The following is a 25,553-nucleotide window of genomic DNA, read 5'->3' as shown; positions in this document are numbered from 1 at the left end:
CTCCCTGTGAAAAAGCCCGTATTGGCGAGGGAGTATCGAGCCTCCACTATCAAACGTCAATGTGGCTTTAATACGCCACACAGGCCGTTACAGATCAAGCTTGCGGAAGGTACGTTAATCGAGCGAGGTGTGCGCACCCGGTTCACCCTTGAGCCAATACCCAGAGGCCTTTATCCCTTCGGATTAAAACCCCTGTCGTGCAGATGGCTCCTGACCGTGCGGGCCCACTGCGCCTCTCCGGCGATCCACACCAGCGGATCGGCAGGGAGGGTCAGAGCGTCGATGGCGCTCAGCACATCATCGGCTTCGGCACGATAAAGCCAGCGAATATCCGCCTTGGCCTGAGTGACCCACGTCTGACGCTCAGCCGCAGTTTCGACCAAGGCCAGCACCGTAATCACCTGACCCGCCGGGGCGCTTTCCAGACGACGGCCGATGGCCGGCAAGGCTGTTTCATCACCGATCAGCAGATAATGGTCGAACGCATCCAGCCACACCTGGGAACCGCGCGGGCCGCCAATGTGGAGCGTATCGCCGATCTTCGCTTGTAACGCCCATTGGGTGGCCGGTCCCGCCGGGTCATGCAGGGCAAAGTCGAGGGTCAGCCGCCCCTTGCTCACATCAAAGGCGCGCGGCGTGTAGTCGCGCATGACCGGCGTTTCTCCGCCCTGCGGATCGGGAAACAAGAGCTTCACATGATCATCAAAGCCCAGCGACTGAAACCCCTCCAGATCGCCACTGAGGACCAGACGCAGCATATGCGGTGTCAGCAGGTGACGCTCAGCCACCCGCAGTTCGCGGCGGCGCAGTTCGAAGCGAACGCGCAGGGGTGTGCGATTGTCTTCGGCCATCTCACGACCTCTCGATACGGCGGGCCAGATCGTCGATGCCGTCGACAATGGCGTGCAGTTCGTCCTGCGTCAGTGGTCGCGCCGCGCGGTTGCGCAGAGCCGCCTTGAGATTGTCCATGGCGCGAAAGATCGGCGCGAAATCCGGCCCTTCCGGGGCGCTTTGCGGGGCCTCGGCAAACAGGCGTTCCACCTCTTCGGCGCGCTCAGCCAGAAAAGCCGTACCCGCTTCGGTGATGGTGGCGACCTTGCGGCCTTCGGCATCGGGGGTGATGGTGATGAAGCCGCCATCTTCCAGCCAGCTCAGGGCCGGATAGACAATGCCGGGCGACGGCGCGTACTGACCGTTGAAATGGTCGTCGATGGCGCGGATCAGTTCATAGCCGTGGCTGGGTTTGTCGCTGATCAGCCTGAGCAGCACCAGCCGCAGGCCGCCATGACCGAAGCCGCGACCGCGACCGCCCCGGCCATGCCGACCAGGCCCGCGCTCACCAAACGGGCCGCCACGGCCCTCTTCGGGCCAGCCGCGATGATGACCACCGCCCCGCCCGCGTCCAAAGGGAAAGTCCCTCATGATTCAGATACCTTTCTGTGTGTGTATACCTATCAGAAACACGGTGAAACCCGCGTGTCTCTGATGCGTATTTAGATATATCTGAATTGTGTTTGAAATAGGTCGATAAAATTTCAGACCTGTCCGCGTCAACGAACAGGCCGATAAGTTTGGAGAAACCAATTCTCTGTATGGATTCTAACCAACTAACCCCCCCTCTGAAGGATGGCGTCATCCCATTTACCTTCACATCTGACCTACTTCAGTCCGTGCACCTGAGGACAGTAATTTGACCTTGCGCATATTTTTTGAACGTTTTATTGGGTGGCGTTCAATAAAATAAAATGTCCAAGGTTCCCGCATGCGTTTATCTTCCCGCCGCCGCGTACTCCCCCTCGTTGTCCGTCTGCTGAGCGCCAGTGCCTTGGTCAGCCTTGTAGCGGTACCCGTATGGGCACAGGAGGTAACCGAAGTGGTGGTGACGGCGCGTAAGAAGCCGGAATCGCTGGCGCGCGCCCCGATCTCTGTGGCCGTAATCACCGGCGACCAATTGCGCAGTGGCGGGGCCTATGATTTGCGCGATGCACAGGTGCTGACCCCGTCCCTTCTGATCACTTCCACGGCCAATGAGGCCCAGACCACGGCGCGGTTGCGCGGTGTCGGCACGGTGGGCGACAATCCGGGGCTGGAGTCTTCGGTAAGCGTCGTCATCGACGGTGTGGTGCGGGCGCGCACGGCCACGGCCATGAGCGATCTGGGCGTCGTTGAGCGCATCGAAATCCTCAAAGGGCCGCAAACCAGCCTGTTCGGCAAGGGCGCATCGGCGGGCATTATTCAGGCCGTCACTCAGGCCCCGCGCTTTACGCCGGAGCAGGTCTATGAACTTACGGCGGGTGAGCGCGGCACCTTCGCCGCAACCGCCTATGTGTCGGGACCACTGGCCGACAAATGGGCCGGATCGCTGTCTCTGGTTCACCGGCAACGCGATGGCCAATACCGGATCAATACAGGCCAGGGGCCGCGCAGCGACAGCCGCGACGGCGATCAGAACTACGACTCTTTGCGCGGTCAGTTGCTGTATATGGACGCCGACCGTCTCAAGGTGCGGCTGATTGCCGACTATACGGCGCGCGATGAAAACTGCTGCACCGGCACGGTGGTTCAGGTGGGCGCAACCGCGCCGTGGATCAACGGTCTGGCATCGGGTCAGGGGGTGGCTACCACCGCCAATATCGACGGGCGCCGTACCTTCAGCAACCGCTCAACCGCTCAGCATATCAAGGATGGCGGCCTGTCTGCGGAGGTCAACTGGCGGCTCGACAGCGGCCCGACCCTGACCAGCCTGACGGCCGCACGGCGCTTCGATCACCGTCAGGGTTATGATGCCGACTTTTCAGGCGCGGACATCTATTACCGCATTCCGGATGATTTCGGCACGCGCTTCGATACGCTCAGTCAGGAATGGCGACTGTCCGGGAAAAACGGCCCGCTCGACTGGCTGACCGGCGTCTATCTGTCCTCGGAAAAAGTGACGCGGCGAGATTCCTACGTCTATGGCGAAGACTATGAGCCCTATCTCAGCCTGCTGTTATCCAGCGGCGCTTCGACGACCCGCGTATCCAGCCTGACCGGTCTGACTGCGGGGAGCGCCTATCCCATCGGCGGCGGGGCGCGCGACATTCACCGTCAAACGGAACGCAATGCCGCCCTGTTCGCCAATCTCGACTGGGCCCTCACAACAGAGGTGTCGGCGGTACTGGGGCTGCGCCTCAACCGTCAGACCAAGACGCTGAACTCCGCCTATAGCAATACGGATGGCGGCGTCGGCTGCGCGGCGGCACAAAAGCTGGGGTCGTCGGGTCTGGGGACGCTGTGTCAGTCCTTTTCCAACCCCGCCTTCAACCGTCTCGACCTGACGCAAAAGATGTCGGACGATGCCGTGACCGGCACGTTCAAGCTGAGTTGGCAAACCACGCCTTCGCTGATGAGCTATGCCTCGGTGGCGCGCGGCTGGAAGGGCGGCGGCTTCAATCTCGACCGCGAACAGACGACGACCTATGCGGCCGATCGCGATACCTCTTTCCGTGCGGAAACCGTCACCGCCTATGAGGTCGGGCTGAAAGGCCGCTGGTGGCGCGGGCGTCTGGCCTTTGATGCCGCCGCCTTCCATCAGGACTTCCGCGACTTTCAATTGAATACCTTCCTCGGTGCGACCTTCCTTGTCACCTCAGTGCCAGAGCTGACATCGCACGGCATAGAGACGGAAACGCGCCTGACGCTGAAAAACGGCCTGCGTCTGGTCAGCGGGGTCACCTGGTCCGAGAGCCAGTTCGGATCGCAGCCCGTGCCCGGCCTGCCGCGCCTCGCCGATGCCCGCGCCTCGTTTGCCCCCAAATGGTCAGCGACGCTTCAGGCCGATTACCACCGCGAATGGCAGGGCCTGAACTGGGGCGCGGCGCTCGATGCGCGCTATAATTCCGATTACAATACCGGTTCTGATCTCGCCCCCATCAAGATTCAGGGCGCTTATACATTAATGAATGGCCGTCTCAGTGTGGCGAACCGTAATGAGACGGTGGCGCTCGACCTGTGGGGGACCAATCTGACCGATGAAACCTACTATCAGGTGGTGTTTGGCGCGCCTTTGCAGTCGGGTACGTTTAATGCCTTTGTCGGTCAGCCGCGCACGGTTGGCCTGACGCTGCGTTTGCGGCGTTGATAGCCTCAGGCGTCGTTAAGGCACAGGCGATTTGCGGTACGGTCGGGGTCTGTGCTATGGCCCCGCCCAATGACCGATCTGCCTGAACATCCCCCTGAGACCCCCGCGCCCTATCGCGTGTCGGTGCTGACCATGTTCCCGGAAGCCTTTCCCGGCCCGCTAGGGGTATCGGTTCTGGGGAATGCACAAAAAGAATCTGGCCTTTGGGCGCTTGAGCCTGTGGACATTCGGACCTTTTCGAGCGATAAGCGCGGCTTTCTCGACGACACCCCTGCCGGGGGCGGTCCCGGACAGGTGCTGAAGGCCGATGTAATCGCCAAGGCGCTGGACAGTCTGGGGTCCGATGACCGGCCCAAAGTCTATATGAGCGCCCGTGGACGGCGGCTCACTCAGGACAAGGTCAGGGAATGGTCGAAGGCTTCGGGCCTGATCGTCTTGTGCGGTCGTTTCGAAGGCGTTGATCAGCGCGTGCTCGATGCGCGCGGCTTTGAGGAAATCAGCGTCGGTGACGCCGTCCTTGCGGGCGGAGAGTCGGCGGCGATGGTCACCATAGAGGCAGTCGTGCGGCTCATCCCCGGTGTACTGGGAGCCGCCGAAAGCCTCGATACCGAGAGTTTTGAGGATGGTCTCCTCGAACACCCGCAGTACACGCGACCGCGGACGTTTGAGGGCCTCGACATCCCCGAAGTGCTTTTGTCCGGCGATCACAAGAAGATAGCCGTGTGGAAGCAAAAACAAAGAGAGGCAACCACGAAGGAACGCAGACCCGACCTCTGGGCGGCGTATCTTTCCAAATCACAGGCAAAAGGCGCTCCCAAAGCGGAGTAAGCCCAAAATTGGAGTTACATCATGAACCTGCTTCAAAAGATCGAAGCCGAAGAAGTCGCCAAGCTGAAGGCTGGTAAGACCGTTCCGGCTTTCCAACCGGGTGACACCGTCCGCGTCAACGTGAAGATCAAGGAAGGCGACCGTGAGCGCGTTCAGGCCTATGAGGGCGTCGTGATCGCCCGCGCCGGCACGGGCATCAACGAAACCTTCACCGTCCGCAAGATTTCCTTCGGCGAAGGCGTGGAGCGTAAGTTCCCGCTGCTGTCGCCGAACATCGACTCGATCGAAGTCAAGCGCCGTGGCGTCGTGCGTCGCGCCAAGCTGTACTATCTGCGCGACCGTCGCGGCAAGTCGGCCCGTATCGTCGAGCGTTCGCAAAACTCGACGCGCGGCTCGAAGGGCGACGAACTGCGCGCCCAGATGGCGGCCAGCGAGTCCACCGAGGGCTAACCCTCTACCGCTTGTCGAAATTGAAACCCCGCTGGTTCGTCCGGCGGGGTTTTTTCTTGCGCTATCAAGCCATTGTGCAATCGGTTTTTAAGTGGCGGCCGTATCAGGGAGTGTTAATCTCGCGCAAACCCTTGCGAAAAGAGGCCCTGATGAAACGCCGCGATCTGTTGCTTACCGGTTTGAGCCTGAGCCTGCTCCTGACCACACCTGCCTGCGCCCAGACGGCCAGCCACCCTGCGCCTGAATCGAACGCTTTTGAAGCCAGCGTATTCGCCGAAGGGATCGAACAGCCCTGGGGCATGGCCTTCCTGCCCGACGGGCGTTTGCTGGTTACGGAAAAGGCAGGTGGGATCAAGCTGATCAGTAAAGACGGCAAGAGCCTTCAGTCGATTTCCGGTGGCCCCACCGTGGTCGATTATGGTCAGGGCGGTCTTCTGGGCGTCGCGGTCGATCCGAAATTCAGCGAAAACGGCCTCGTCTATTTCAGCTTCTCCGAAGAGGGCGAAAACGATACGGCGGGTACGGCCGTGGCGCGCGGCAAGCTCGACGGTTCGGCCATTACCGGTCTTCAGGTCATCTGGCGGCAAACACCCAAGGTCGAAAGTGCCAACCACTGGGGGTCGCGCATCGTCTTTTCAAAAGACGGGCAGTACCTGTTTATCACCGTCGGTGACCGCGCCAATCAACGGCCTCTGGTGCAGCGGCTGGATACCACCGTCGGTAAGACGCTGCGCATCCACCCGGACGGCTCGATCCCCGACGACAATCCGTTTGTGAAGACGGCCAGAGCCAAACCGGAAATCTGGAGCCTTGGGCATCGTAATCAGCAGGGGGCCTTTGTGCACCCGGAAACCGGCGATCTGTGGACCAATGAGCACGGTCCGCAGGGCGGTGACGAAATCAACATCGTCAAGCCGGGCAAGAACTATGGCTGGCCGCTGATCACCTATGGCGAAGAATATGGCGGCGGCAAGATCGGTCAAACGGCAAAGGAAGGCTTGGAACAGCCGCTCTATTACTGGACCCCGTCAATGGCCCCTGGCAATATGGTCTTCTACAACGGGCCGTATAAACAGTGGCAGGGCAAGGTGTTCGTCGCCTCTCTGAAGTTCCGCTACCTCGGCATGATTACGCTGGAAAACGGCAAGGTAGTGAAGGAAGAGAAGCTGCTCACCAACTTCAGGGAACGTATCCGCGACGTGGTGCAGGGGCCGGACGGCGCGCTTTACGCGGCGTTTGACAATGCCGAAGGCCGCATTGTGCGCGTGGTGCCGAAGTAACGCCGAGAATTATGGGGTAGAGGGGCCGCAGCCCCTTGACCCCTTTTACATCCCGCCCGGACGCGGGCCCATGCCGGGGCCCCCCATCATACGCATCTGGTTCTGCTGGGCATTGGCCGGAGCCGGGCCGCCAAAGGTGTAGCGCAGACCGACGTAGAACACACTGGCCTGCTGGCTGCGGCTCGATTCCGAATAGACAGTCTTGGTGTCGGTATAGCTCACCGACTTGCCGGTATTCAGCGGGTCGCGCACCGTCACCGTCAGGGTCGCCTTCGGCGTCAGCTTGCGGGCGTAGGTGATGTTGCCCATACCAAACGGCTCGGTATAGCCCTGCCCGGTTAGGGTCTTGCCGCGCGCGAAGAAGAAGGCCTGAAGCGTATCCTTCGGCGTCAGGGTATAGGTGAAGTTCATACGACCATTGACCGAGTCCGCTTCCTGCGTGCCATTGGCCGGCGTGGTCAGTTCGGTGCGCGCAACATCGCCACCCAGAGACAGGTTGAGCTTTGGCGTCACCTGACCATTGATATTGACTTCCACGCCGCCCGCCGTGCTCGACCCACCGTTTTCCTGCGTCGTCAGCAGCACATTGCCCGTCAGGAATCGGCTCGTCTGCGTGATGACGTCGTTGTTTTCGCGGTAATAGCCACGGATCTGATAGTTGATCTTGGGCTTGGTCACCTCATAACCCACTTCGAACGAGTCCGTTTCCTGCGGCTTGAGGTTCGGGTTGCCCTGACTGACGTTCTGCGCATCGACATAGGTGATCGCCGCGTTGAGCGCCTGGGGGTTCGGACGTTGCAAACGACGCGCGTAGGAGAAGCGCAGCTTGGCCGTATCCGACAGCAGGTAGGTGGCGAAGAGGCTGGGGCTGACCTTGGTGTAGTTGATGCTGGTGCGCGTCCCCGTACTGGCCAGCAGGGTGTCAAGGTCGAGGTTTTCGACGCGCACGCCGCCCAGAACCACCCACTTTTCGCCAAACGGCTTCTGATAGGTGGCATAGGCCGCGCTGATGGTTTGTTTGTACTGGAAGCGGCTCGACAGGAGGTCATTGCTCAGACCGTCGGCGCCGATACCGGTCGATTCATTGCTGACCGTATTGTCGTCGCGCGTGATCTGAATACCCGTGGTCAACTGATCCGTGCCGACTGGGCGGTTATAGTCGATGCTGAACACGGTACTGCTCAGCGCGCGCGACGAAATCTTGGTGTCGGTGGTCGTCGATACGGTAGGTACCGTAAAATTATTGATATTCACGTATTCGCTGCCGCCCGTCGAACGGCTGATGCGCAGATCGGCCTTCAGGGTTTCACCCGGCAGATTACCCGTATGGCTCCAGGTCAGGGCGAGGCTTTGGTCCGAGCCGGGGTTTTTGGAGCGTGACTGGTTGATAAAACGCTGCGTCGCGGCCCCCAGCGCATTATAGGTGGCCGAAACACCGGTACCTTCACTGGTGAATTCCCGCTTGTTATAGGTGACCTGCGCGCTCAGCGTATTGGTGTCATCGAGATTATAGTCGATACCGCCATTGAGGGCGAAGTTGGTGAAACCGCCGGTGCCTTCACCATTGGAGTCGGTGCGCGAAACGATATTGCCATTAGCATCACGATTGATCAGGCGGCGCGTCGTGCGGCCTGTACCGCTTTCGTCGCGATAGTTGATACCGCCATTCAGCGAAATCTTACCCACCGTATAGCTGCCGTTGACGCCGCCATTGTATCGGCCATCCCCCACAGCCACGTTCGCCGAGCCGAAGCCGCCCGGACGGCGGTTCTTGCGCATCACCAGATTGATGATGCCGCCGGTGCCTTCGGACGAGAACTGCGCACCCGGATTGTTCATCACCTCGACCGAAGCGATATCACCGCCCGACATGGCCTGAATGGCCCCGGCGCGGTTGTCGCCCTGCATCATGGCCGAGGGCTTGCCGTCAATATAGACCTGCACATTGGTATTGCCGCGCAGGGCGACATTACCGTTGGCATCGACCGTGACGCCAGGCACCTTGTTCAGCGTATCTGCCGCCGTACCAATGGCCGCGTCAGCATTCTTGCTGTTGTCATAGACCTGCCGGTCGATACGGTTCTGCGACTTGGCGCCGGTGACGGTAACAGTCGTCGGCTCCTCCACCTTTTCAGGCGTCTTTTCCGTGGCCTTCTGTTCGGCAGGCTTTTCAGCGGGGGCGGTCGTGGTCTGCGCCGCCGCGGCGGACACCAGCAAAAGCGAGGCTAGGACGGACAGGCTGGTGCCGGCGAGGCGTTTGGAAGAGGACATGTGGGTGCTCTGAGAAAATGTATGGGCGGGCAGGTCCGCCGTCCTTATACGACGCGATGGCGCACCCCCGTTGCTTTCTCCATACATTATTTTGCAGATATGACCCGTTAAACGTTTGTAATTTTAGGTAATTTTGTGGCGTTTGTTGCGTGTGCGAAATGTTATCGCACCTTAAGTCCCAGTTCCGAAAGGAGTTCTGCGGCCTGAGAGCGCGAAATGGTCGCCCCTTTGAAACGGCGCGCATCCTCAAGACGCACCCCGCCGATATCGGTTCCGCGCAGATCCGCCCCTTCAAAGCGAGCATGATCGAGCAGGGCGTCGCGCAGGCTGCATTCTTCGAACACCGCCTGCCGGAAATCGCAGCCCTGAAGGTCGGCATTGGTCAGATCGAGTGATTTCAGCGTCTGTTTGACAAAGGAAAAATTCTTCAGCCGCGCATCATTGAGGCGACAATCCTCAAAGTTGACGTCCATATTGCGGCTATGGCTGAAATCGGCACCGGTCAGCTTGCAGCGCAGAAAACGCGCCTGCGCGAGGCCCGCTCCCTTGAACGGGGTGTTGTTAAAATCGCACGCCGTGAACTGCGCCTCGGTCAGATCGGCGGAGGTAAAATCGGCTTGCCCGCCCTTGCAGGAAATAAACTGCGCCTGCTCCAGTTTTGTCCCGCGAAACTTGGTCTTGCGCAGGATGCAGTCTTCGAACACCCAGCCGTTCAGAATAAAATCGCTGAGGTCCAGCCCCTCGGCCTCACAGCCGACCAGTCGCACAGGCTCGCCCCTGTTGGCCAGAAGCAGGATCGCACCCCGGTCGAGGATTTGGTCGCTGAGTGTGTGCATCTCGTCCTTACACAGGCTCCCCCACAAACTGGCAAGATAATTCTGGGCCCTGTGCGCATTCGGCAACCGCCAACGCCTTAGCGAACTCTTCACAATACAATCTTTAATGGAAAATCAAATACCCATTGTGCGTTACTATACTTAAGGTTGATTTTTATCTAAATAACACGATTGTCAATAGGTGCCCAAAGATGAAGATGCGCCCAGGGTAGAGCGTGTTTCGCTATGCTGAAAACAGAAACCACACTCTAAATTTTTGGTTTAACACGCTTTTTTATCCGGAAAGCGCTCTGATCGGGGAGACAGAAATGACCGAACCAGCTCACAGTCTGTTGTACCATACCTGCGTAGATGTCACCCCACCGCCCCCAACTGACAAGCGCACGGCACCCGACGGCGCACTCAGGCTCGGGCTTCCGACGACGAAGCTGTGGGATGTGGGTCGGACTCTGGACTTCCACTTTCTCGGTGGAACCGAGGCACAAAAGCAAAATGTACGCCAGAGCGCGTTGAAGTGGAGCGAAGCTGCCAATCTGCTGATGCGATTTGATGTCCCGATCGAAGGCGCTGAGTTTCGGGTCGCCTTTAACGCGGTTGGAAACTGGTCCTATGTCGGACTGGACAATCTCGGCATCAAATCACCTGACCCTACGATGAATATTGAACAGGATGGCTCCGCCTTGCACGAAGTCGGACATGCGCTGGGTTGCATCCACGAACACCAGCAGCCGGCCTCGACGATAGAATGGAACAAACCCGTCGTTTATCAGGCTCTGGGTGGGCCACCGAACTATTGGGATCAGGCAAAGGTCGATTTCAATGTGTTCAATAAATACTCAGCGGCGCAGACGCAATATTCAGCTTTCGACCCTAATTCGATCATGCTGTATTTCTTTCCCGATAACTGGACAACGAACGGAAGGGGGACGCACGCCAACAGCACATTGTCAGCCGTTGATCTGGCTTTTATTCGACGCTGTTATCCCGGCTGTACCGCCGATTTCTCAAAACCCCAGATCGCTACGGCAGCCTGTAAGGTTAGCGTCGGCCCTGGTACCCAGTTCAACAACTACTACGGCAATAGCTGGTTGATGAATTTTCCGAACCAAAGCTTTATCGAGGTTCGCTTCAATCAGCCCAAGCAGTATGCAGGCAAGAACATATACAGCCGCGCCCTGCTGCGACTGGTTCACCTCACCTCAATGCTATATCCCAACCCCGGTTTTTCCCCCATTGATATCATCGTCAATGGTACGACGATAAAGAGCGATTACAGCCCGCCTTCGGGCAACTACCTCACTGAAGAGTGGGACATCACCGCCAACATGAAAGACGGCGATAATGTCATCCGTCTGAATTTCAAGAACGCGCGCAGCAATTACTGGATCCACAAGCTTCAGGTCGATTGTGTGCGTATTCTGGATTAGAACGGTCTGCTCGCGCATATCCCTTCAATTCACTTGCCGCGTCCCGGTTAAGGGACGCGGCTTCAAATGTGTGGCAGAGCGGCCTTATGGACCAGATACCCATTCGCTTAGAAAATGACAGGCTAAAGCTTTGCGGCCATCTGTGGGTGTCGGTAAACCGTAGCTGGCAGGTAGAAGCTGAGCAGAACCAACGGCCCCGCGCGGCCTTCAAAGGCACGGCTCCCCTACTGCGCCTTACGTCTGATGGCACGCGCTTTCAGACCGCTATCGCCCCTCATGAGGCTTGGTGGCTGGGGTTTGAGAGCGACCCGGATCATAACTACGCCGTTATTATTGGGATCAATGGGGTAAATCCACTCAGCGGGCAAGAGGTGGTCAATGAGGCGCCACGCTCTGAACCCCGCAATTTTCTGCTTATCCCGGATCAACCCTGGTTCGACTCTGTTCGCCTGCCAGATGGTGGCTATACGCAGCTTCGACCCGTGAGTGATGAGGGTTCGCCGACCGCGCTAAGCCTTCATGTCTTTGCGATCTCACCGGGCCTGATGGCCCCACGTGCGGATGCCAGCCCGGAGCTAAGGCCGCAGTATCAGGACTCAGCCAAAACCGAGGGCTTCGCACCCGATGAGTCGGAACATCTTTGGTCGGCCCGTCCCCTTATGGCCGCCCTGCCCGAAACGCCATGTGCCCGTGTTTATATAGATATTGTGCCGCCCGAAACGTTCGAAGGCACAGCAAAGATCACCTTTCCAAAAGGCATGTTTGATGCCTCTCCGCCCCCTGCACCTTACAATCCTTTGGGTTCTCCCAACCCTGAAGCTTAGAGCGTCAACCGATAAAGTGGGCACCACTTTTGGCTTCGCCGAACTTCATTTCGAAAAAATTGCGTGACAAAACAAAAACTTAGCACCTCATCAACGCAAAAAAGCGGCCCCAAACGGGACCGCTTTTTCTTTTGTCTAAGACAAGGGGGGCACCGCCCCCTTGACCCCATAGCTTAGTCGCGGCGGGGGCGACGCGAGCGGCGCGGACGGTCACCGCCCGAACGCTCTTCGCCACCTTCATCGCCGTCGGCTTCCGGTGCTTCACCCGAAGCCGCACGGGCCTCGTCACGGGCGGCCTTTTCGGCGGCCAGCTTTTCGGTGAGGTCTTCGCCGGTTTCCTGATCGACGACCTTCATCGACAGCTTGGTCTTGCCGCGATCGTCAAAGCCCAGGAACTTCACCTTCACTTCGTCGCCTTCGCTCAGGACGTCCGAGGTCTTGGCGACCTTTTCGTTCTTGATCTGCGAGATGTGGACGAGGCCGTCCTTGGCACCGAAGAAGTTCACGAACGCGCCGAAATCGACGACCTTCACGACCTTGCCCTTATAGATGGCACCGATTTCCGGCTCCGAAGCGATGGACTTGATCCAGTCGCGGGCCGCGTCGATCTTCGACTGTTCCGAAGCGGCGATCTTGATGGTGCCGTCTTCGCCGATGTCGATCTTGGCACCGGTCTTTTCCACGATTTCGCGGATGACCTTGCCGCCCGACCCGATGACTTCGCGGATCTTGTCGGTCGCGATCTTGATCGTCTCGATCTTCGGTGCAAATTCACCCAGCTCTTCGCGGGCACCCGAAATGGCCTTGTTCATTTCACCGAGGATGTGCAGACGGCCTTCATTGGCCTGACGCAGCGCCTTGGTCATGATCTCTTCGGTGATGCCCGGAACCTTGATGTCCATTTGCAGCGAGGTGATACCCAGCTCCGTACCGGCCACCTTGAAGTCCATGTCGCCCAGGTGATCTTCGTCGCCCAGAATGTCCGACAGAACCGCATAGCCGTCCTTTTCGAGGATCAGGCCCATGGCGATACCCGACACCGGACGCTTCAGCGGCACGCCGGCGTCCATCAGCGACAGAGAGGTGCCGCAGACGGTGGCCATCGAGGACGAGCCGTTAGACTCGGTGATCTCGGAGACAACGCGCAGGGTATAGGGGAATTCTTCCGCCGACGGCAACATCGGACGGATGGCGCGCCACGCCAGCTTGCCGTGGCCGATTTCGCGGCGGCCCGGCGAACCCATGCGGCCCGCTTCACCCACGGAGTACGGAGGGAAGTTGTAGTGCAGCAGGAAGCGTTCCTTATAGGTGCCTTCCAGTGCGTCGATGAACTGCTCGTCTTCGCCGGTGCCCAGCGTGGCTACGACCAGAGCCTGAGTCTCACCACGGGTGAACAGGGCCGAACCATGGGTGCGCGGCAGGACACCGACTTCCGACACGATCTGACGGACCTTATCGACGGCACGGCCGTCCACGCGCTTGCCGTGGTCGATAATGTCACGACGCAGGACGTCGGCTTCGCATTCCTTGAAGGCCGAACCGAAGACAGCGGCTTCGACGCCTTCCTGGTTCTCTTCGGACTTCACCAGAACGGCCGCGGCCTTCTTCTTGGCTTCGCCGACGGCGGCATGACGCTCGTGCTTGCCCTTATGGGCGTAGGCGGCGATGATGTCCGGGCCGACCAGTTCCTTGATCTTGGCCACGACGTCCGAGAAGTCTTCCGCTTCGAATTCGAAGGGCTCCTTGGCGGCGTGTTCAGCCAGCTCTATGATAGCGTCGATGACCGGCTGCATACCGGCATGGGCGAACATCAGCGCGCCCAGCATCTTATCTTCGGACAGTTCCTGCGCTTCGGACTCGACCATCATCAGGGCGTCCTGCGTACCGGCGACCACGAGGTCGAGCGCGCTTTCCTTCATCTGATCCAGAGTCGGGTTCAGAACATATTCGTCATTGATGACGCCGACGCGGGCGCCACCGATGGGGCCCATAAAGGGCACGCCCGACAGGGTCAGGGCCGCAGAGGCGGCAACCATGCCGAGGATGTCCGGATCGTTTTCCATGTCATGCGACAGCACGGTCACGACGACCTGAACTTCGTTCTTGAAGCCCTTGACGAACAAGGGGCGGATCGGACGGTCGATCAGGCGCGAAACGAGCGTTTCTTTTTCGCTGGGGCGGCCTTCACGCTTGAAGTAGCCGCCCGGAATCTTGCCGGCGGCGAAGGTCTTTTCCTGATAGTTGACCGTCAGGGGGAAGAAGTCCTGACCCGGCTTTGGCGCGCGGGCATAAACCACGGTCGCCAGCACGGTGGTTTCACCGTAGGTGGCCAGCACGGCGGCGTCCGCCTGACGGGCGATACGGCCGGTTTCGAGCGTCAGTTTGCGCCCGGCCCACTCGATGGTTTTTCTTTTGATGTCAAACATGTGTATCTTTCTGTCACCCGGCAGGCCCATTCCTGACGGGGTGGCTGAAGGGTGGCGGCCTGACTGGGCGGCGACCCGGTGTAAGGAAGGGCGAATCCCTTCCCGAAAATATCTGCCGTATCGTCCGGCAGATGAGTAGTGTCCCGATTTGATGGGACCGTCACGCGAATTGTGTGCCCGGATCGCGTTCCGGGTATCGATATAGCCGGTTTCCTTCCGATGGTGCGAAACCCGGCTCTAAACTTTACCTTGTCGCGCCTGTGAGTCCGAAAACCGTTGGCACGTTTCGGCACGCGCTTGAATACAATCAGGGCCTGACGTGGCGTCAGGCCCTGAGAGATAGTCTTAGCGACGCAGACCCAGGGTCTCGACGATCGCCGTGTAACGGGCGGTGTCGGTGGCCTTGAGATAGTCCAGCAGGCGGCGGCGTTGCGACACCAGCTTCAGAAGGCCACGACGGGAGTGGTTGTCCTTCTTGTGCGTCTTGAAGTGCTCGGTCAGGTTGGCAATGCGCTCCGACAGGATAGCGATTTGCACTTCGGACCCACCCGTATCGTTTTCCGAACGGGCGTGGGTCTTGATCAGTTCAGCTTTACGCTCAAGCGTGATCGACATCGGGGTCTCCTTTCACGGACGAGGTCCGCAGGGTTACAGGTTGATAAGGCGTGTGGGGTAAAATTGCCCCAGACGCAATTCGCCCAAGGCAACGATGTCTCCGTCCCGGTGCGCCCAAAGGGTACGCCCGTGCTCCGATTTTCCCGACTGTGACCGGATTTTCAGAGCGTCTTCCGCCGTTTGCGTGCGGGAGAAGGACAGGGGGATTTCGCGACCCTGTTTGAGCCTTGTGGCCTCGTCTTCCGTCACAGGCAGGGCCGGGATGTCGTCCAGCGCCGTCTCTACGGGAAGCAAAGCGTCCAAAGCGGCGTCTCTATGCCTCAAATCCTCTAACTTTTCCACCCCTGCGGACAAATTAATGTCGAAGCTGCCGACGCGCTCACGGCGCAGCGCGCTGACGACGCCCAGCACGCCCAGCTCCAGCGCGAGGTCGCGCGCAATGGCCCGCACATAGGTGCCCTTGCCGCAATGGAGGCGAAACTCGGCCTCATCGGCAGAGAGAATACGCTCCAGCGTCAGGCCGTGCACGACCACCGGCCGCGCCTCCAGCTCGACCTCCACGCCTTCGCGCGCCAGATCATAGGCGCGTTGCCCATCGACCTTGATCGCCGAAAAGGCAGGCGGCGCCTGTTCGATCTCGCCGATGAACTGCGGCAGGACTTCGCGGATTTCCGCCTCACTCGGGCGCAGATCGTCCTGTTCGAGGATCTCGCCCTCGAGGTCGTAACTGGCCGTGCGCTGCCCCCAGCGGACGGTGAAGCGATAGACCTTATCGGCGTCCATCAGGTAAGGGACGGTCTTGGTTGCCTCACCCAGAGCGATGGGCAGGATGCCCGACGCCATCGGGTCCAGCGTACCGGCGTGCCCGGCCTTTTGCGCATTGAACAGACGCCGCACGAAGCTGACGGCCTGAGTCGAGCCCATCCCTACGGGCTTGTCCAGACAGACCCAGCCATTGACCAGATCACCTTTTTTCTTACGTGCCAAGGTTTAGTCCTCGTCCTCATCCTCAGGACGCGGATCGTTTCTGAGGTCTCTGGCCACGTCCGGACGCATAAACAGAGCATCGATACGCGCCGCCTCATTGAAACTTTCGTCATGCAGGAACCGCAGGTCCGGCGTGAACTTCATGTCGATCATGCGCCCCAGAATCCCGCGCAGGAACTTGGCGTGACGGTTCAGCGCTTCAATCGCCGGAGCGATCTTGTCCTTAGAGATGGTCACGCCGCCCAGGCCAGCCCCCAGCGGTTCCACAAACACCGTGGCGTGGCGCAGGTCCGGCGAACAGCGGACTTCGGTAATGGTGATCGAAACGCCCTGCAGGGCCTCGTCGTGCAGTTCTTCTTCGCGCAGGATTTCCACCAGCGCGTGACGGACCAGTTCGCCGGCGCGCAACTGACGCTGGCTGGGTCCCTGAGCCTCGGCCTTATGGCCGCGGGTTTTATCGGAGTGTCTTTTCATTCGCCCCCTATAAGCCTTTTTGACAGATTTTCCATGAGATTCTGCACGCCTAAGGCGCGCTTGCCAGTCCCTGATAACGTTGTCTATAGTCCGATTATAAGGCCCGACCACAGAGCGGGCCATTCAGGGAGAGACAGTATGGCCACCCCCAAGAGCGTCCCTTCGACGCCGCAGCGTCTGGAGGGGCTGGATGCCCTGCGCGGCTTTGCGCTGTTTGGACTGTTCATGGTGCATATGCCGGAACTGTTCGAACTGTACTGGGCGCATCCGGTCACCGATCCGGCGCAGCTTGTCTGGCACAATGTCATTTTCACCCTGTTTGGCGGCAAGGCCTTTGCGCTGATGGCCCTGTGCTTCGGCGTCTCCTTCTTCATCATCATGGACAATTCGGCGCGTAAGGGCGTCGATTTCACCGGGAGGTTTCTGTGGCGACTGACGGTGCTGCTGATCATCGGCCTGCTGCACGGCCTGTGGTATCGCGGCGATATACTGGAGGTTCTGGCGCTTATGGGTGTGCTGCTGGTCCCCTTCTATCGGCTGAAATCTACCGCTCTCATCGCCACCATCGGCGTGATCTGCCTGCTCCAGCCCTTGATGTGGGTTCAGTTGGGGGCCGCGCTAAATGGAGCCGACTGGGCCAATCGCCCGTTCGGTTATTGGGGCGGTACGATCCCCGAAGCCTATCTGACCGGCAAGAGCCTCCTTGAGACCGTGCGTCAGAACTGGGTGGACGGCCACCCCTTCAAGTGGATGTTCATGTACGAGTCCGGCCGCCTTAGCCAGATATTGGGCCTGTCGCTGATCGGGCTCTGTCTGGGGCGTATCGGCTTTTTCAGTCAGCCGGAACGCTTCGGGCGGGTGCGCCTGATCGGTCTTGTCCTGTTGCTGATCGCCGCCCTTATCCTGTGGTATAGTCGAGGCCTGATCAGCGGCCTGATCCCGGCGACCGAGGCGTCGCGTATGCCCAATGCCCTGTGGTCCGGCATCTGGTCCAGCCTGACCGACCTCAGCATCATGCTGACCCTGATGTTCGGGTTCCTCAGCCTCTATTACGGCCCGTTGCATCGTTGGCTGAATGCCTTTGCTGCCCCCGGCCGCATGACACTCAGCCTCTATGTAGGACAGTCACTGGTCTTCGTGCCGGTCTTCTATAGTTTCGGTCTGGGGCTGCACGCCACTATGAGCCAGTCGGAAGCGGTTATGCTCGGTCTCGTTGCCTTTGCGGCGCAGATGGGTCTGGCGCATCTGTGGTTTCGCCACTTCCACTATGGCCCGCTGGAATGGCTGTGGCGGGCGGCGACCTATCTGACTCTCAAAGTACCTTTCAAACGCAAGTCTTAGGTCGCCGCTTTTTTGTTGCGCTAACGCTTCGCTCTTTGAGCGCGAGCGACCTATCTGACGCTTAAAGTACCTTTCAAACGTAAGGCTTAGGTCGCCGCTTTTTTGTTGCGCTAACGCTTCGCTCTTTGAGCGCGGCGACCTATCTGACGCTTAAAGTCCCGTTCAGCCGCGCGAAATAAAGGCGTTCAACGGCACATAGAGGCCCAGCCGGTTCCACGACGCCGCCTGCATCAGGGTGCGCAGCCAGTTAACATAGGCCTGCGCCATAGCAAACGACAACTGGTAATAGGCCATAACCATGCGCGAAATGGCGTCATTGACCTCATAGCCGACGACGATATCGGCCTCGTCAACGGGCGTCTCCGCGACCGGCTGAAAGCGGATCGGCGGCGTTTCGACCGGCGCGACAAACCCCTCCAGAGCATGGGCGATATAGGCGTTCAGGCCCGCCCCGTCATAGACGTGCGCCGCCGCTTCGTCCTGCACATGCCGTCCGGCATCGTGAGCGTAATAGCTGAGGATGGCCTGACACACCGCCACGTCGTAACAGTACTGACGCCGCCCCTGATAGGTCAGGACCGAATGGGCAGCAGCGCGTTCTTCGTTCATATCGGACAGGCGCGTCTTGATTGCCCGGATGCGCGGTTTGTCGCTGTCCCAATCGCGGCTGATCGTGCCGATATGGGCGTTTTGCACCCCACAAAGCCGTGCCAGCCCACGTTGCGTCAGGTACAGCGCGCCATCACTCAGGCGTCCCATGCCCACGCCCATTACTTCGGCATATTGCACGATATAAAGGTTCGAAACGGGCGTTTTCGTCCGTTTCCGCTTGGCCGCTGACATGGTGTTTTTTTCCCCGATCCGTTGGCTAACATTGCAACGCGGTCAGGGGTTTCGCAAGCGCGAAATCAGCTAAACACGATCGTCTTACTGCCATTGATGATGACGCGGCGTTCGGCGTGCCAAGTAACCGCACGCGCCAGTACGCGGGCCTCGATATCCTGACCGATGGCCACCAGTTGTTCCGGCGTCAGCCCGTGGTGCACGCGCTGCACGTCTTGTTCGATGATCGGCCCCTCATCGAGATCAGACGTCACATAGTGCGCCGTCGCCCCGATGATCTTCACCCCGCGCTGATGCGCCTGATGATAGGGCTTGGCGCCCTTGAATGACGGCAGGAAGGAGTGGTGAATATTGATGCAGCGGCCTTCCAGCCGGCGCGAAAAGTTGTCGGACAGGATTTGCATGTAACGCGCCAGCACGACCAGATCGGCCTGATGCGTCTCGATCAGGCTAAGGAACTGCGCCTCCTGCTCGGCCTTGGTGTCTTTGGTGATCGGCAGGTGGACATAGGGCAGGCCGTTCCATTCGACAAACGAGCGCATATCCTCGTGGTTCGAGACGACGGCGGCGATTTCCACCGGCAACAGGCCCGACCGCCAGCGATGCAGCAACTCGTACAGGCAATGGCCGAACTTCGACACGGCGATGATGACGCGCGGGCGCACACTCAGATTATGGATGTCCCATTCCATGCTGAAACGGTGGGCAATCGGCTTGAACCCTTCGCGCAGGATCGACATGGGCGGCATCCGCGCACCGGCCTGTTTGAAGACCACGCGCACATAGAACATGTCGCCCTGACTGTCGTTGAACTGGTTCGACTCGACAATGGAGATGTCGTTGTCGTTCAGATAGCCGGAGACCGCCGCGACGATACCGCGCGTGTCCGGGCATTTGATGATCAGAACGTAATGGGACGGGTCGAAAAAGGTCGTATCGGGCATGGTCCGCCTATAGCAGGCAAATCTTTCAGAAAGTCAAAGGTTTCAAATGAAAGAAAAGGCGTGGGGTCACGGACCCCACACCCCGTAATCGTGAGAGACACTGTAACGCTGAAAAGCATTTGGCCCGGCAGTGCGCCGGGCCAAACACTTTTAACAGATTAGAGTGTGCGCTTGATCTCTTCGACCGTGAAGCATTCGATGAAGTCGCCCTTCTTGATGTCCTGGAAGGGACCGAAGGACATACCGCATTCCTGACCAACCACGACCGAGTTGACCTCGTCCTTGAAGCGCTTGAGCGTGGTAAGTACGCCCATTTCCTGAATGACGACATCGTCGCGCAGGATACGCACGCGCGCGCCTTTTTCGACGCGGCCTTCGGTGACGCGACACCCGGCGACCTTGCCGACCTTGGTGATATCGAACACTTCGAGCACTTCCGCGTTGCCGAGGAAGGTTTCGCGCTGGATCGGGGCCAACATGCCCGACAGCACGCCCTTGATGTCGTCGATCAGGTCGTAAATGATCGCGTAGTAGCGGATTTCGACGCCTTCGCGTTCGGCCAGATCACGCGCCTGCTTGGAGGCACGGACGTTGAAGCCGATGATGGGCGAATTGGACCCCTTGGCCAGTTGCACGTCGGATTCGGTGATACCGCCAGCACCCGAATGGATGATCCGCGCGCGGACCTCTTCGTTGCCGACTTTTTCCAGCGAGCCGATAATGGCTTCGGCCGAACCCTGCACGTCCGCCTTGACGATAAGCTGAAGCTCCTTGACCTTGTTGTCCTTGAGCTTCGACATCATGTCCGACAGCGACACGCCCACCGGAGCCACCATCTTTTCACGCTTCACGCGCTGACGGTACTCGGTGATTTCACGGGCACGGGCGTCGTTTTCCACCACGGCGAAGGCTTCACCCGGATCAGGCGCCTGATCGAGGCCGAGGATTTCCACCGGCTGCGACGGACCCGCTTCGGGCAGTTGCGCATTGCGTTCGTCGATGAGGGCGCGCACGCGGCCCCAGGCACCACCAGCCACGATGATGTCGCCGCGCTTCAGCGTACCGCGCTTGACCAGAACCGTGGCCACAGGACCGCGACCCTTGTCGAGCTTGGCCTCAATCACCACGCCCTCGGCGGTACGGTCCGGATTGGCCCGCAGGTCCAGCACTTCGGCCTGAAGCAGGATGGCTTCGACCAGATTGTCGAGACCCATGCCGGTCTTGGCCGACACTTCGACGATCTGGGTTTCACCGCCCAGCGCTTCGACGACGACTTCGTGTTGCAGAAGTTCGTTGATGACGCGCTGCGGATTGGCTTCGTGCTTGTCCATCTTGTTGACGGCGACGATGATCGGCGTCTTGGCCGCACGGGCGTGGTTGATGGCCTCAATCGTCTGCGGCATGACGCCGTCATCCGCCGCCACGACCAGCACCACGATATCCGTCACATTGGCACCGCGCGCACGCATGGCCGAGAAGGCGGCGTGACCCGGCGTGTCGAGGAAGGTGATACGCTCACCCGACGGCACCTTGATCTGATAGGCACCGATGTGCTGGGTGATGCCACCGGCTTCGCCCGCCGCCACATCTTCCTTACGCAACGCATCGAGCAGCGAGGTCTTGCCGTGGTCAACGTGACCCATGACGGCCACGACCGGCGGACGCACCACCGTATCGTCGTCATGGTCGGCGGCGTCGATAAAGCCTTCGAGGACGTCCGCTTCAGAGACGCGCTTCACGTTGTGACCGAATTCCGTGGCCACCAGTTCGGCCGTATCGGAGTCGATCACGTCGTTGATCTTGAGCATCATCCCCTGCTTCATCAGCATCTTGATGATGTCCACAGCACGCACGGCCATACGGTTCGACAGTTCCTGAACCGTGATAACGTCCGGGATGACCACGTCACGCGACACACGCGCCTGTTCGGTGGTGACTCCCTTGCGCTTTTCGCGTTCACGCTCACGGGCCCGGCGAACCGAGGCCAGCGAACGCATACGGTCGGCGGCACCTTCGTCGTCACCCACAACGGCTTGCAGGGTCAGGCGGCCTTCGCGACGCTTGGGCTCACCACGGGTCTGCGAGACGGCCTTGGTCGGTGCACCGGCCTTGCCGCCGCGACGGCCACGATCATCGTCGTCCCCGGTACGGGCGCGTACATCACCCGGCTTACCTGCCGGCGAACCGCGCGAGGAGCGGATACGATCGACTTCCGACACAGCCGGAGCGTTCGGGGCCACACCGGCCGGACCACGCGGCGGACGCGGGGAATTGGCCGAATAGCGGACGGTTTCACCGGCCGGACGCGGACCGCGGTCGCCCTGCGGACGGTTCGGATCTCTGGGGCCGCGATCGCCCTGCGGCCGATTGCCGTCGCGGTTGAACGGCGGGCGATCCCCTTGCGGACGGTCGCCACGTGGCGTGCGTTCGCCATAGTTCGGACGGTCGCCTTGCGGACGGTTGCCATCACGGTTGAACGGCGGACGATCACCTTGCGGGCGGTCACCGCGATTCCCGTCTCTGGGACGATCACCATACTGACCCTGAGGCCGGTCGCCCTGCGGACGGTTGCCATCGCGGTTAAACGGCGGACGATCTCCCTGCGGACGGTCTCCGCGAGGACGGTCGCCATACTGACCCTGAGGCCGATCACCTTGCGGACGATCACCGCGCGGGCGGTCGCCGTATTGTCCTTGAGGACGGTCGCCTTGCGGACGATCCGAGCGGGGGGCGCGATCATCACGGAATCCATCGCGGCGGTCTTCGCGCGGGGCGCGCTGAGCCGGACGCGACAGGGCCTCTTCGATAGGGCTGCGACGCGGGGCTTCGGCCTGAGCCGGAGCAGGCGCTTGGGGAGCCGGTTCGGACGGCGCGGGAGCCGGGGCAGGCGCTTCGGATTTCGGTGCCGCTTCGGCAGCCGCCGCACGGCGGGCCGCCTCTTCGCGGGCGCGTTGTTCGGCCTGACGGCGCGCTTCGGCTTCGCGGCGCTCCTGATCGACGCGCGCCTGTTCCAGCACGCGGGCGCGACGTTCCAGCTCATCCTGACGCAGGCCACCAGCATTGCCACCCGAAGGTGCCGGGCGCGGTGCCGACGGCGCACCCTGCGGAGCAGCCGGACGCGGACGCGCCAGGTTTTCACCGCCGGCGCGCGGCGCACCACCTGTGCCCTGAGCCCCACCCGAAGGCGCACCTTGCGGAGGCGTGCCGATGCGGCGCTTGGTTTCCACCACCACCGTCTTGGAGCGCCCATGGCTGAAGCTCTGCTTCACGGTGCCGGTGGACACATTGCCACCGACGCGCGGCTTCAGGCTCAGCGGAGCGCGGGTATTATCGCCTTTGGGGGCTTCGGGTTTATCGTCTTTCGGATCGCTCATTCAGCTCGCAACATACACATGATGAAACCGGCATTCCGGCTTCGTTTCGGACAATCGTTATTCGGTTTGAGCGATAGGGCCGTCATAAACGCCACATACAGTCTCGACACATCGCTCTGGCCACGATCAGACCGTGAAAAGATCACGCCCTGATAGTCGCTTTTCAGTTTGAGTTAAAGGGCCTTTCGCGCCATTGGGCAGGAAACAACGCCTCAAACCCACCAAGGCGTTCCGCTTCACGCGAAAACGCCGCCGCCCGCCGACCTTCGATCAGGGCGGCATGGATTACATTTTCGAGCCCCAGGGCGAGGCTCAGCTCATCATTGGAAAACAGGCCGCACAGTCCAACGGACGGCGTCTGGCCATTACTGAGGTTCAGAAGTTTACTGCGACCATCTTCGGCCCCGTCCGAGGCTTCGATCAGCCACGCGGCACGGCCGGCCGCGTGAGCCGCGGTTTTGCCTAATTTAAGCGCTGTGGCGACTTTTTCAAACCCCGTCACCAGATTTCCTTCGCGTCGCGCCAGCCCCAACTGCTCCAGCAGGCGTCTGCGGATCAGGGCGGGCACAAGGGTATCAAGGCCTTCGGGGGTTTTGACCGCGCGTTTGGCCGCACGCGAAAACAGATTCTTTTTGATGGCCAGAGCCAGACTGTCGGCATCGGCCTTCAGCCACAGTCCGCGTCCGGGCAGGGTTTCCTTGAGATCGGGCACCACAAAGCCGTCCGGCCCGACCACAAAGCGGATCAGGCCGTCACGGGGAACCGACTGGTGTGAAGCGACGTCCCGACGGTGAGTCACGCGCACGGAAACGGTCTGAGACGGGGTATCCCCCGCCTCAGCCAGATCGTCATTCAGATCGATAAGGGTCTCATTGTTCAGGGATGGCGTCATTCGCGCCCTCCTCTTCATAAGACTCTTCGGATTCTTCATAAGCCTCTTCCGGCTCCGGCGCTTCGATCCAGCCCGCAGCGATACGCGCATTGAGGATCAGGGCCTCGGCATCGGCCACCGACAGGGAGAAGCTTTCCAGAGCGCCCGGCACGCGGACCTTTTCGGCCCCGCGTTGCTCAAAGCCGCCGCGCACTTCGTCGGTAGCCAGATCGGCCAGATCTTCAACCGTCTTCACACCGGCTTCGCCCAGAGCAACGGCCATGGCCAGGGTGATACCTGGCACGTTCAGCACCTCGTCCTCGACGCCCAGCTCGACGCGCTTGGCGTTCTGCTCGGCCTCGAAACGCTCCAGATAGTCACGGGCGCGCGCCTGAAGCTCAGCCGCCGTGTCTTCGTCGAAGCCTTCGATGGCAGCGATTTCCATTTGATCGACATAGGCGAGGTCTTCGACGGTCGAGAAGCCTTCGGTGACCAGCAACTGTGCGATAACTTCATCGGCGTCGAGCGCTTCCTGGAACAGGGCGGTGCGCTCGGCAAATTCTTTCTGACGACGCTCAGAGTCCTGCGACTCGGTGATGATATCGACCTGCCAGCCCGTCAGTTGCGAGGCCAGACGCACGTTCTGACCGCGACGGCCGATGGCGAGCGACAGTTGCTCATCCGGCACCACGACCTCAACGCGGTCTTCTTCTTCGTCCAGAACGACCTTCGACACTTCGGCCGGGGCCAGAGCGTTGACGATGAAGGTGGCTTCGTCCGGCGACCACTGGATGATGTCGATCTTTTCGCCTTGCAGTTCACCGACCACGGCCTGCACGCGCGACCCACGCATACCGACGCAGGCCCCGACCGGATCAATCGAGTTGTCGTTGGACAGGACGGCCATCTTGGCGCGCGAACCCGGATCACGGGCGACCGACTTGATTTCGATCACGCCGTCATAGACTTCCGGCACTTCCTGCGCGAACAGCTTGGCCATAAAGCCGCCGTGGGCGCGCGACAGCATGATCTGCGGGCCCTTGGTTTCGCGGCGCACGTCATAGATATAGGCGCGGATGCGGTCATTGACCTGAAACGCCTCGCGCGGGATCGACTGATCGCGGCGCATGATGCCTTCGCCACGGCCCAGATCGACAATGACATTGCCGTATTCGACGCGCTTGACCGTACCGTTGACGATTTCGCCGACGCGGTCCTTGAACTCATCATACTGACGCTCACGCTCGGCTTCGCGCACCTTGTGCGTGACGACCTGACGCGCCATCTGCGATTGCACGCGACCCAGTTCGAACGGCGGCAGGACTTCCTCGTAGGTCTTGCCGACGAAAGCTTCCTTGTCCTCGCGCAGGGCCTCGGTCAGGCCGCGCTGCGCGTATTCGTTCTCAAGCTCTTCGTCCGGCACCACCGTCACATAACGGGTGATGGTCATTTCGCCGGTGCGCGGATCGACACGCACGCGGATGTCGTGGTCGGCCCCATAGCGCGAGCGAGCGGCCTTTTGCACCGCTTCTTCGATGGAGGCGAGCACGACCGACTTGTCGATCTGCTTTTCGCGCGCCACGGCGTCGGCGATTTGCAGCAGTTCCTGACGGTTGGCGCTGATTCCGGTAAAGCTCATGTC

Annotated in this window: 20 protein-coding genes; 7 read left to right on the top strand and 13 right to left on the bottom strand. The window is 60.3% G+C overall.

What is annotated here, in order from left to right:
- Positions 1–170: 170 nt before the first annotated feature.
- On the bottom strand, positions 171–851 hold the full coding sequence (locus EM6_RS09125) for a siderophore-interacting protein (protein ID WP_232037038.1): 681 nt from the start codon (positions 849–851) through the stop codon (positions 171–173).
- A gap of 1 nt (position 852) precedes the next feature.
- Complete coding sequence (locus EM6_RS09120; protein ID WP_126422108.1) at positions 853–1,422, bottom strand: PadR family transcriptional regulator; 570 nt, start codon at positions 1,420–1,422, stop codon at positions 853–855.
- A gap of 340 nt (positions 1,423–1,762) precedes the next feature.
- Here EM6_RS09120 and EM6_RS09115 point away from each other — a divergent pair, with 340 nt between their 5' ends.
- The 4 genes from EM6_RS09115 to EM6_RS09100 all read left to right on the top strand — a co-directional run bounded on the left by EM6_RS09115 (position 1,763) and on the right by EM6_RS09100 (position 6,678).
- Positions 1,763–4,120: a TonB-dependent receptor gene (locus EM6_RS09115; protein ID WP_126422106.1), complete on the top strand. Its 2,358-nt coding sequence runs from the start codon at positions 1,763–1,765 to the stop codon at positions 4,118–4,120.
- 69 nt (positions 4,121–4,189) lie between these two features.
- Positions 4,190–4,948 carry a tRNA (guanosine(37)-N1)-methyltransferase TrmD gene (gene trmD / locus EM6_RS09110; RefSeq protein WP_126422104.1) on the top strand — a complete coding sequence of 253 codons (759 nt, stop codon included), beginning with the start codon at positions 4,190–4,192 and terminating at the stop codon, positions 4,946–4,948.
- Between the two features lie 21 nt (positions 4,949–4,969).
- On the top strand, positions 4,970–5,398 hold the full coding sequence (gene rplS / locus EM6_RS09105) for a 50S ribosomal protein L19 (protein ID WP_013477725.1): 429 nt from the start codon (positions 4,970–4,972) through the stop codon (positions 5,396–5,398).
- A 149-nt stretch (positions 5,399–5,547) separates the two neighbouring features.
- Positions 5,548–6,678 carry a PQQ-dependent sugar dehydrogenase gene (locus EM6_RS09100; RefSeq protein WP_126422102.1) on the top strand — a complete coding sequence of 377 codons (1,131 nt, stop codon included), beginning with the start codon at positions 5,548–5,550 and terminating at the stop codon, positions 6,676–6,678.
- A 45-nt stretch (positions 6,679–6,723) separates the two neighbouring features.
- On the opposite strand, the gene EM6_RS09095 is transcribed toward EM6_RS09100, so the two are convergent.
- Together EM6_RS09095 and EM6_RS09090 are read right to left on the bottom strand one after the other, a co-directional pair.
- A complete protein-coding gene (locus EM6_RS09095) occupies positions 6,724–8,949 on the bottom strand; it encodes a TonB-dependent receptor domain-containing protein (RefSeq protein ID WP_172961171.1) in 2,226 nt (741 codons plus the stop codon).
- Between the two features lie 161 nt (positions 8,950–9,110).
- Complete coding sequence (locus EM6_RS09090) at positions 9,111–9,785, bottom strand: pentapeptide repeat-containing protein (RefSeq protein ID WP_126422098.1); 675 nt, start codon at positions 9,783–9,785, stop codon at positions 9,111–9,113.
- 215 nt (positions 9,786–10,000) lie between these two features.
- On the opposite strand from EM6_RS09090, the gene EM6_RS09085 reads away from it, so the two are divergent.
- Together EM6_RS09085 and EM6_RS09080 are read left to right on the top strand one after the other, a co-directional pair.
- Complete coding sequence (locus EM6_RS09085) at positions 10,001–11,212, top strand: M12 family metallopeptidase (protein ID WP_126422096.1); 1,212 nt, start codon at positions 10,001–10,003, stop codon at positions 11,210–11,212.
- Between the two features lie 86 nt (positions 11,213–11,298).
- Positions 11,299–12,036, top strand: a complete 738-nt coding sequence (locus EM6_RS09080) for a hypothetical protein (protein ID WP_126422094.1) — start codon at positions 11,299–11,301, stop codon at positions 12,034–12,036.
- Between the two features lie 173 nt (positions 12,037–12,209).
- On the opposite strand, the gene pnp is transcribed toward EM6_RS09080, so the two are convergent.
- From pnp to rbfA, 4 genes are all read right to left on the bottom strand, one after another.
- Positions 12,210–14,462 (bottom strand): polyribonucleotide nucleotidyltransferase, encoded by a 2,253-nt coding sequence (pnp, locus tag EM6_RS09075; RefSeq protein WP_126422092.1) that lies wholly within the window; start codon positions 14,460–14,462, stop codon positions 12,210–12,212.
- Positions 14,463–14,807: 345 nt separating this feature from the next.
- Positions 14,808–15,077 carry a 30S ribosomal protein S15 gene (rpsO, locus tag EM6_RS09070; RefSeq protein ID WP_013477720.1) on the bottom strand — a complete coding sequence of 90 codons (270 nt, stop codon included), beginning with the start codon at positions 15,075–15,077 and terminating at the stop codon, positions 14,808–14,810.
- A gap of 33 nt (positions 15,078–15,110) precedes the next feature.
- Positions 15,111–16,064 carry a tRNA pseudouridine(55) synthase TruB gene (truB, locus tag EM6_RS09065; protein ID WP_126422090.1) on the bottom strand — a complete coding sequence of 318 codons (954 nt, stop codon included), beginning with the start codon at positions 16,062–16,064 and terminating at the stop codon, positions 15,111–15,113.
- A gap of 3 nt (positions 16,065–16,067) precedes the next feature.
- Entirely contained in the window at positions 16,068–16,538 is a 471-nt protein-coding gene (gene rbfA / locus EM6_RS09060; protein ID WP_126422088.1) for a 30S ribosome-binding factor RbfA, read from the bottom strand.
- Between the two features lie 138 nt (positions 16,539–16,676).
- Between rbfA and EM6_RS09055 the strand changes: the two genes are divergently transcribed.
- Positions 16,677–17,879 (top strand): DUF418 domain-containing protein, encoded by a 1,203-nt coding sequence (locus EM6_RS09055; RefSeq protein WP_126422086.1) that lies wholly within the window; start codon positions 16,677–16,679, stop codon positions 17,877–17,879.
- A 162-nt stretch (positions 17,880–18,041) separates the two neighbouring features.
- On the opposite strand, the gene EM6_RS09050 is transcribed toward EM6_RS09055, so the two are convergent.
- From EM6_RS09050 to nusA, 5 genes are all read right to left on the bottom strand, one after another.
- Entirely contained in the window at positions 18,042–18,638 is a 597-nt protein-coding gene (locus EM6_RS09050) for a hypothetical protein (protein ID WP_126422084.1), read from the bottom strand.
- Between the two features lie 149 nt (positions 18,639–18,787).
- Positions 18,788–19,666: a formyltetrahydrofolate deformylase gene (gene purU, locus EM6_RS09045; RefSeq protein ID WP_126422082.1), complete on the bottom strand. Its 879-nt coding sequence runs from the start codon at positions 19,664–19,666 to the stop codon at positions 18,788–18,790.
- A 158-nt stretch (positions 19,667–19,824) separates the two neighbouring features.
- Complete coding sequence (infB, locus tag EM6_RS09040; RefSeq protein WP_126422080.1) at positions 19,825–23,040, bottom strand: translation initiation factor IF-2; 3,216 nt, start codon at positions 23,038–23,040, stop codon at positions 19,825–19,827.
- Between the two features lie 163 nt (positions 23,041–23,203).
- Complete coding sequence (locus tag EM6_RS09035; protein WP_126422078.1) at positions 23,204–23,932, bottom strand: RNA-binding protein; 729 nt, start codon at positions 23,930–23,932, stop codon at positions 23,204–23,206.
- Entirely contained in the window at positions 23,910–25,550 is a 1,641-nt protein-coding gene (nusA, locus tag EM6_RS09030) for a transcription termination factor NusA (protein WP_126422076.1), read from the bottom strand. The genes EM6_RS09035 and nusA overlap by 23 nt, the downstream gene beginning before the upstream one ends.
- Positions 25,551–25,553 lie beyond the last annotated feature (3 nt).

It is taken from the genome of Asticcacaulis excentricus (genome assembly GCF_003966695.1).
GTDB lineage: Bacteria > Pseudomonadota > Alphaproteobacteria > Caulobacterales > Caulobacteraceae > Asticcacaulis > Asticcacaulis excentricus_A.
The sequence above is the reverse complement of the archived record's forward strand: the minus strand, read 5'-3'. Positions and strand labels throughout refer to the sequence as shown.

Bases quoted from the DNA above. Each gene is read 5' to 3' on its own strand.
- EM6_RS09055 (WP_126422086.1), top strand. From the start codon at position 16,677: ATGGCCACCCCCAAGAGCGTCCCTTCGACGCCGCAGCGTCTGGAGGGG.
- trmD (WP_126422104.1), top strand. From the start codon at position 4,190: ATGACCGATCTGCCTGAACATCCCCCTGAGACCCCCGCGCCCTATCGC.
- EM6_RS09080 (WP_126422094.1), top strand. From the start codon at position 11,299: ATGGACCAGATACCCATTCGCTTAGAAAATGACAGGCTAAAGCTTTGC.
- nusA (WP_126422076.1), bottom strand. From the start codon at position 25,550: ATGAGCTTTACCGGAATCAGCGCCAACCGTCAGGAACTGCTGCAAATC.
- infB (WP_126422080.1), bottom strand. From the start codon at position 23,040: ATGAGCGATCCGAAAGACGATAAACCCGAAGCCCCCAAAGGCGATAAT.
- EM6_RS09115 (WP_126422106.1), top strand. From the start codon at position 1,763: ATGCGTTTATCTTCCCGCCGCCGCGTACTCCCCCTCGTTGTCCGTCTG.
- EM6_RS09120 (WP_126422108.1), bottom strand. From the start codon at position 1,422: ATGAGGGACTTTCCCTTTGGACGCGGGCGGGGCGGTGGTCATCATCGC.
- purU (WP_126422082.1), bottom strand. From the start codon at position 19,666: ATGCCCGATACGACCTTTTTCGACCCGTCCCATTACGTTCTGATCATC.
- EM6_RS09090 (WP_126422098.1), bottom strand. From the start codon at position 9,785: ATGCACACACTCAGCGACCAAATCCTCGACCGGGGTGCGATCCTGCTT.
- EM6_RS09035 (WP_126422078.1), bottom strand. From the start codon at position 23,932: ATGACGCCATCCCTGAACAATGAGACCCTTATCGATCTGAATGACGAT.
- EM6_RS09050 (WP_126422084.1), bottom strand. From the start codon at position 18,638: ATGGGACGCCTGAGTGATGGCGCGCTGTACCTGACGCAACGTGGGCTG.
- EM6_RS09125 (WP_232037038.1), bottom strand. From the start codon at position 851: ATGGCCGAAGACAATCGCACACCCCTGCGCGTTCGCTTCGAACTGCGC.
- pnp (WP_126422092.1), bottom strand. From the start codon at position 14,462: ATGTTTGACATCAAAAGAAAAACCATCGAGTGGGCCGGGCGCAAACTG.
- EM6_RS09100 (WP_126422102.1), top strand. From the start codon at position 5,548: ATGAAACGCCGCGATCTGTTGCTTACCGGTTTGAGCCTGAGCCTGCTC.
- rpsO (WP_013477720.1), bottom strand. From the start codon at position 15,077: ATGTCGATCACGCTTGAGCGTAAAGCTGAACTGATCAAGACCCACGCC.
- rbfA (WP_126422088.1), bottom strand. From the start codon at position 16,538: ATGAAAAGACACTCCGATAAAACCCGCGGCCATAAGGCCGAGGCTCAG.
- rplS (WP_013477725.1), top strand. From the start codon at position 4,970: ATGAACCTGCTTCAAAAGATCGAAGCCGAAGAAGTCGCCAAGCTGAAG.
- EM6_RS09095 (WP_172961171.1), bottom strand. From the start codon at position 8,949: ATGTCCTCTTCCAAACGCCTCGCCGGCACCAGCCTGTCCGTCCTAGCC.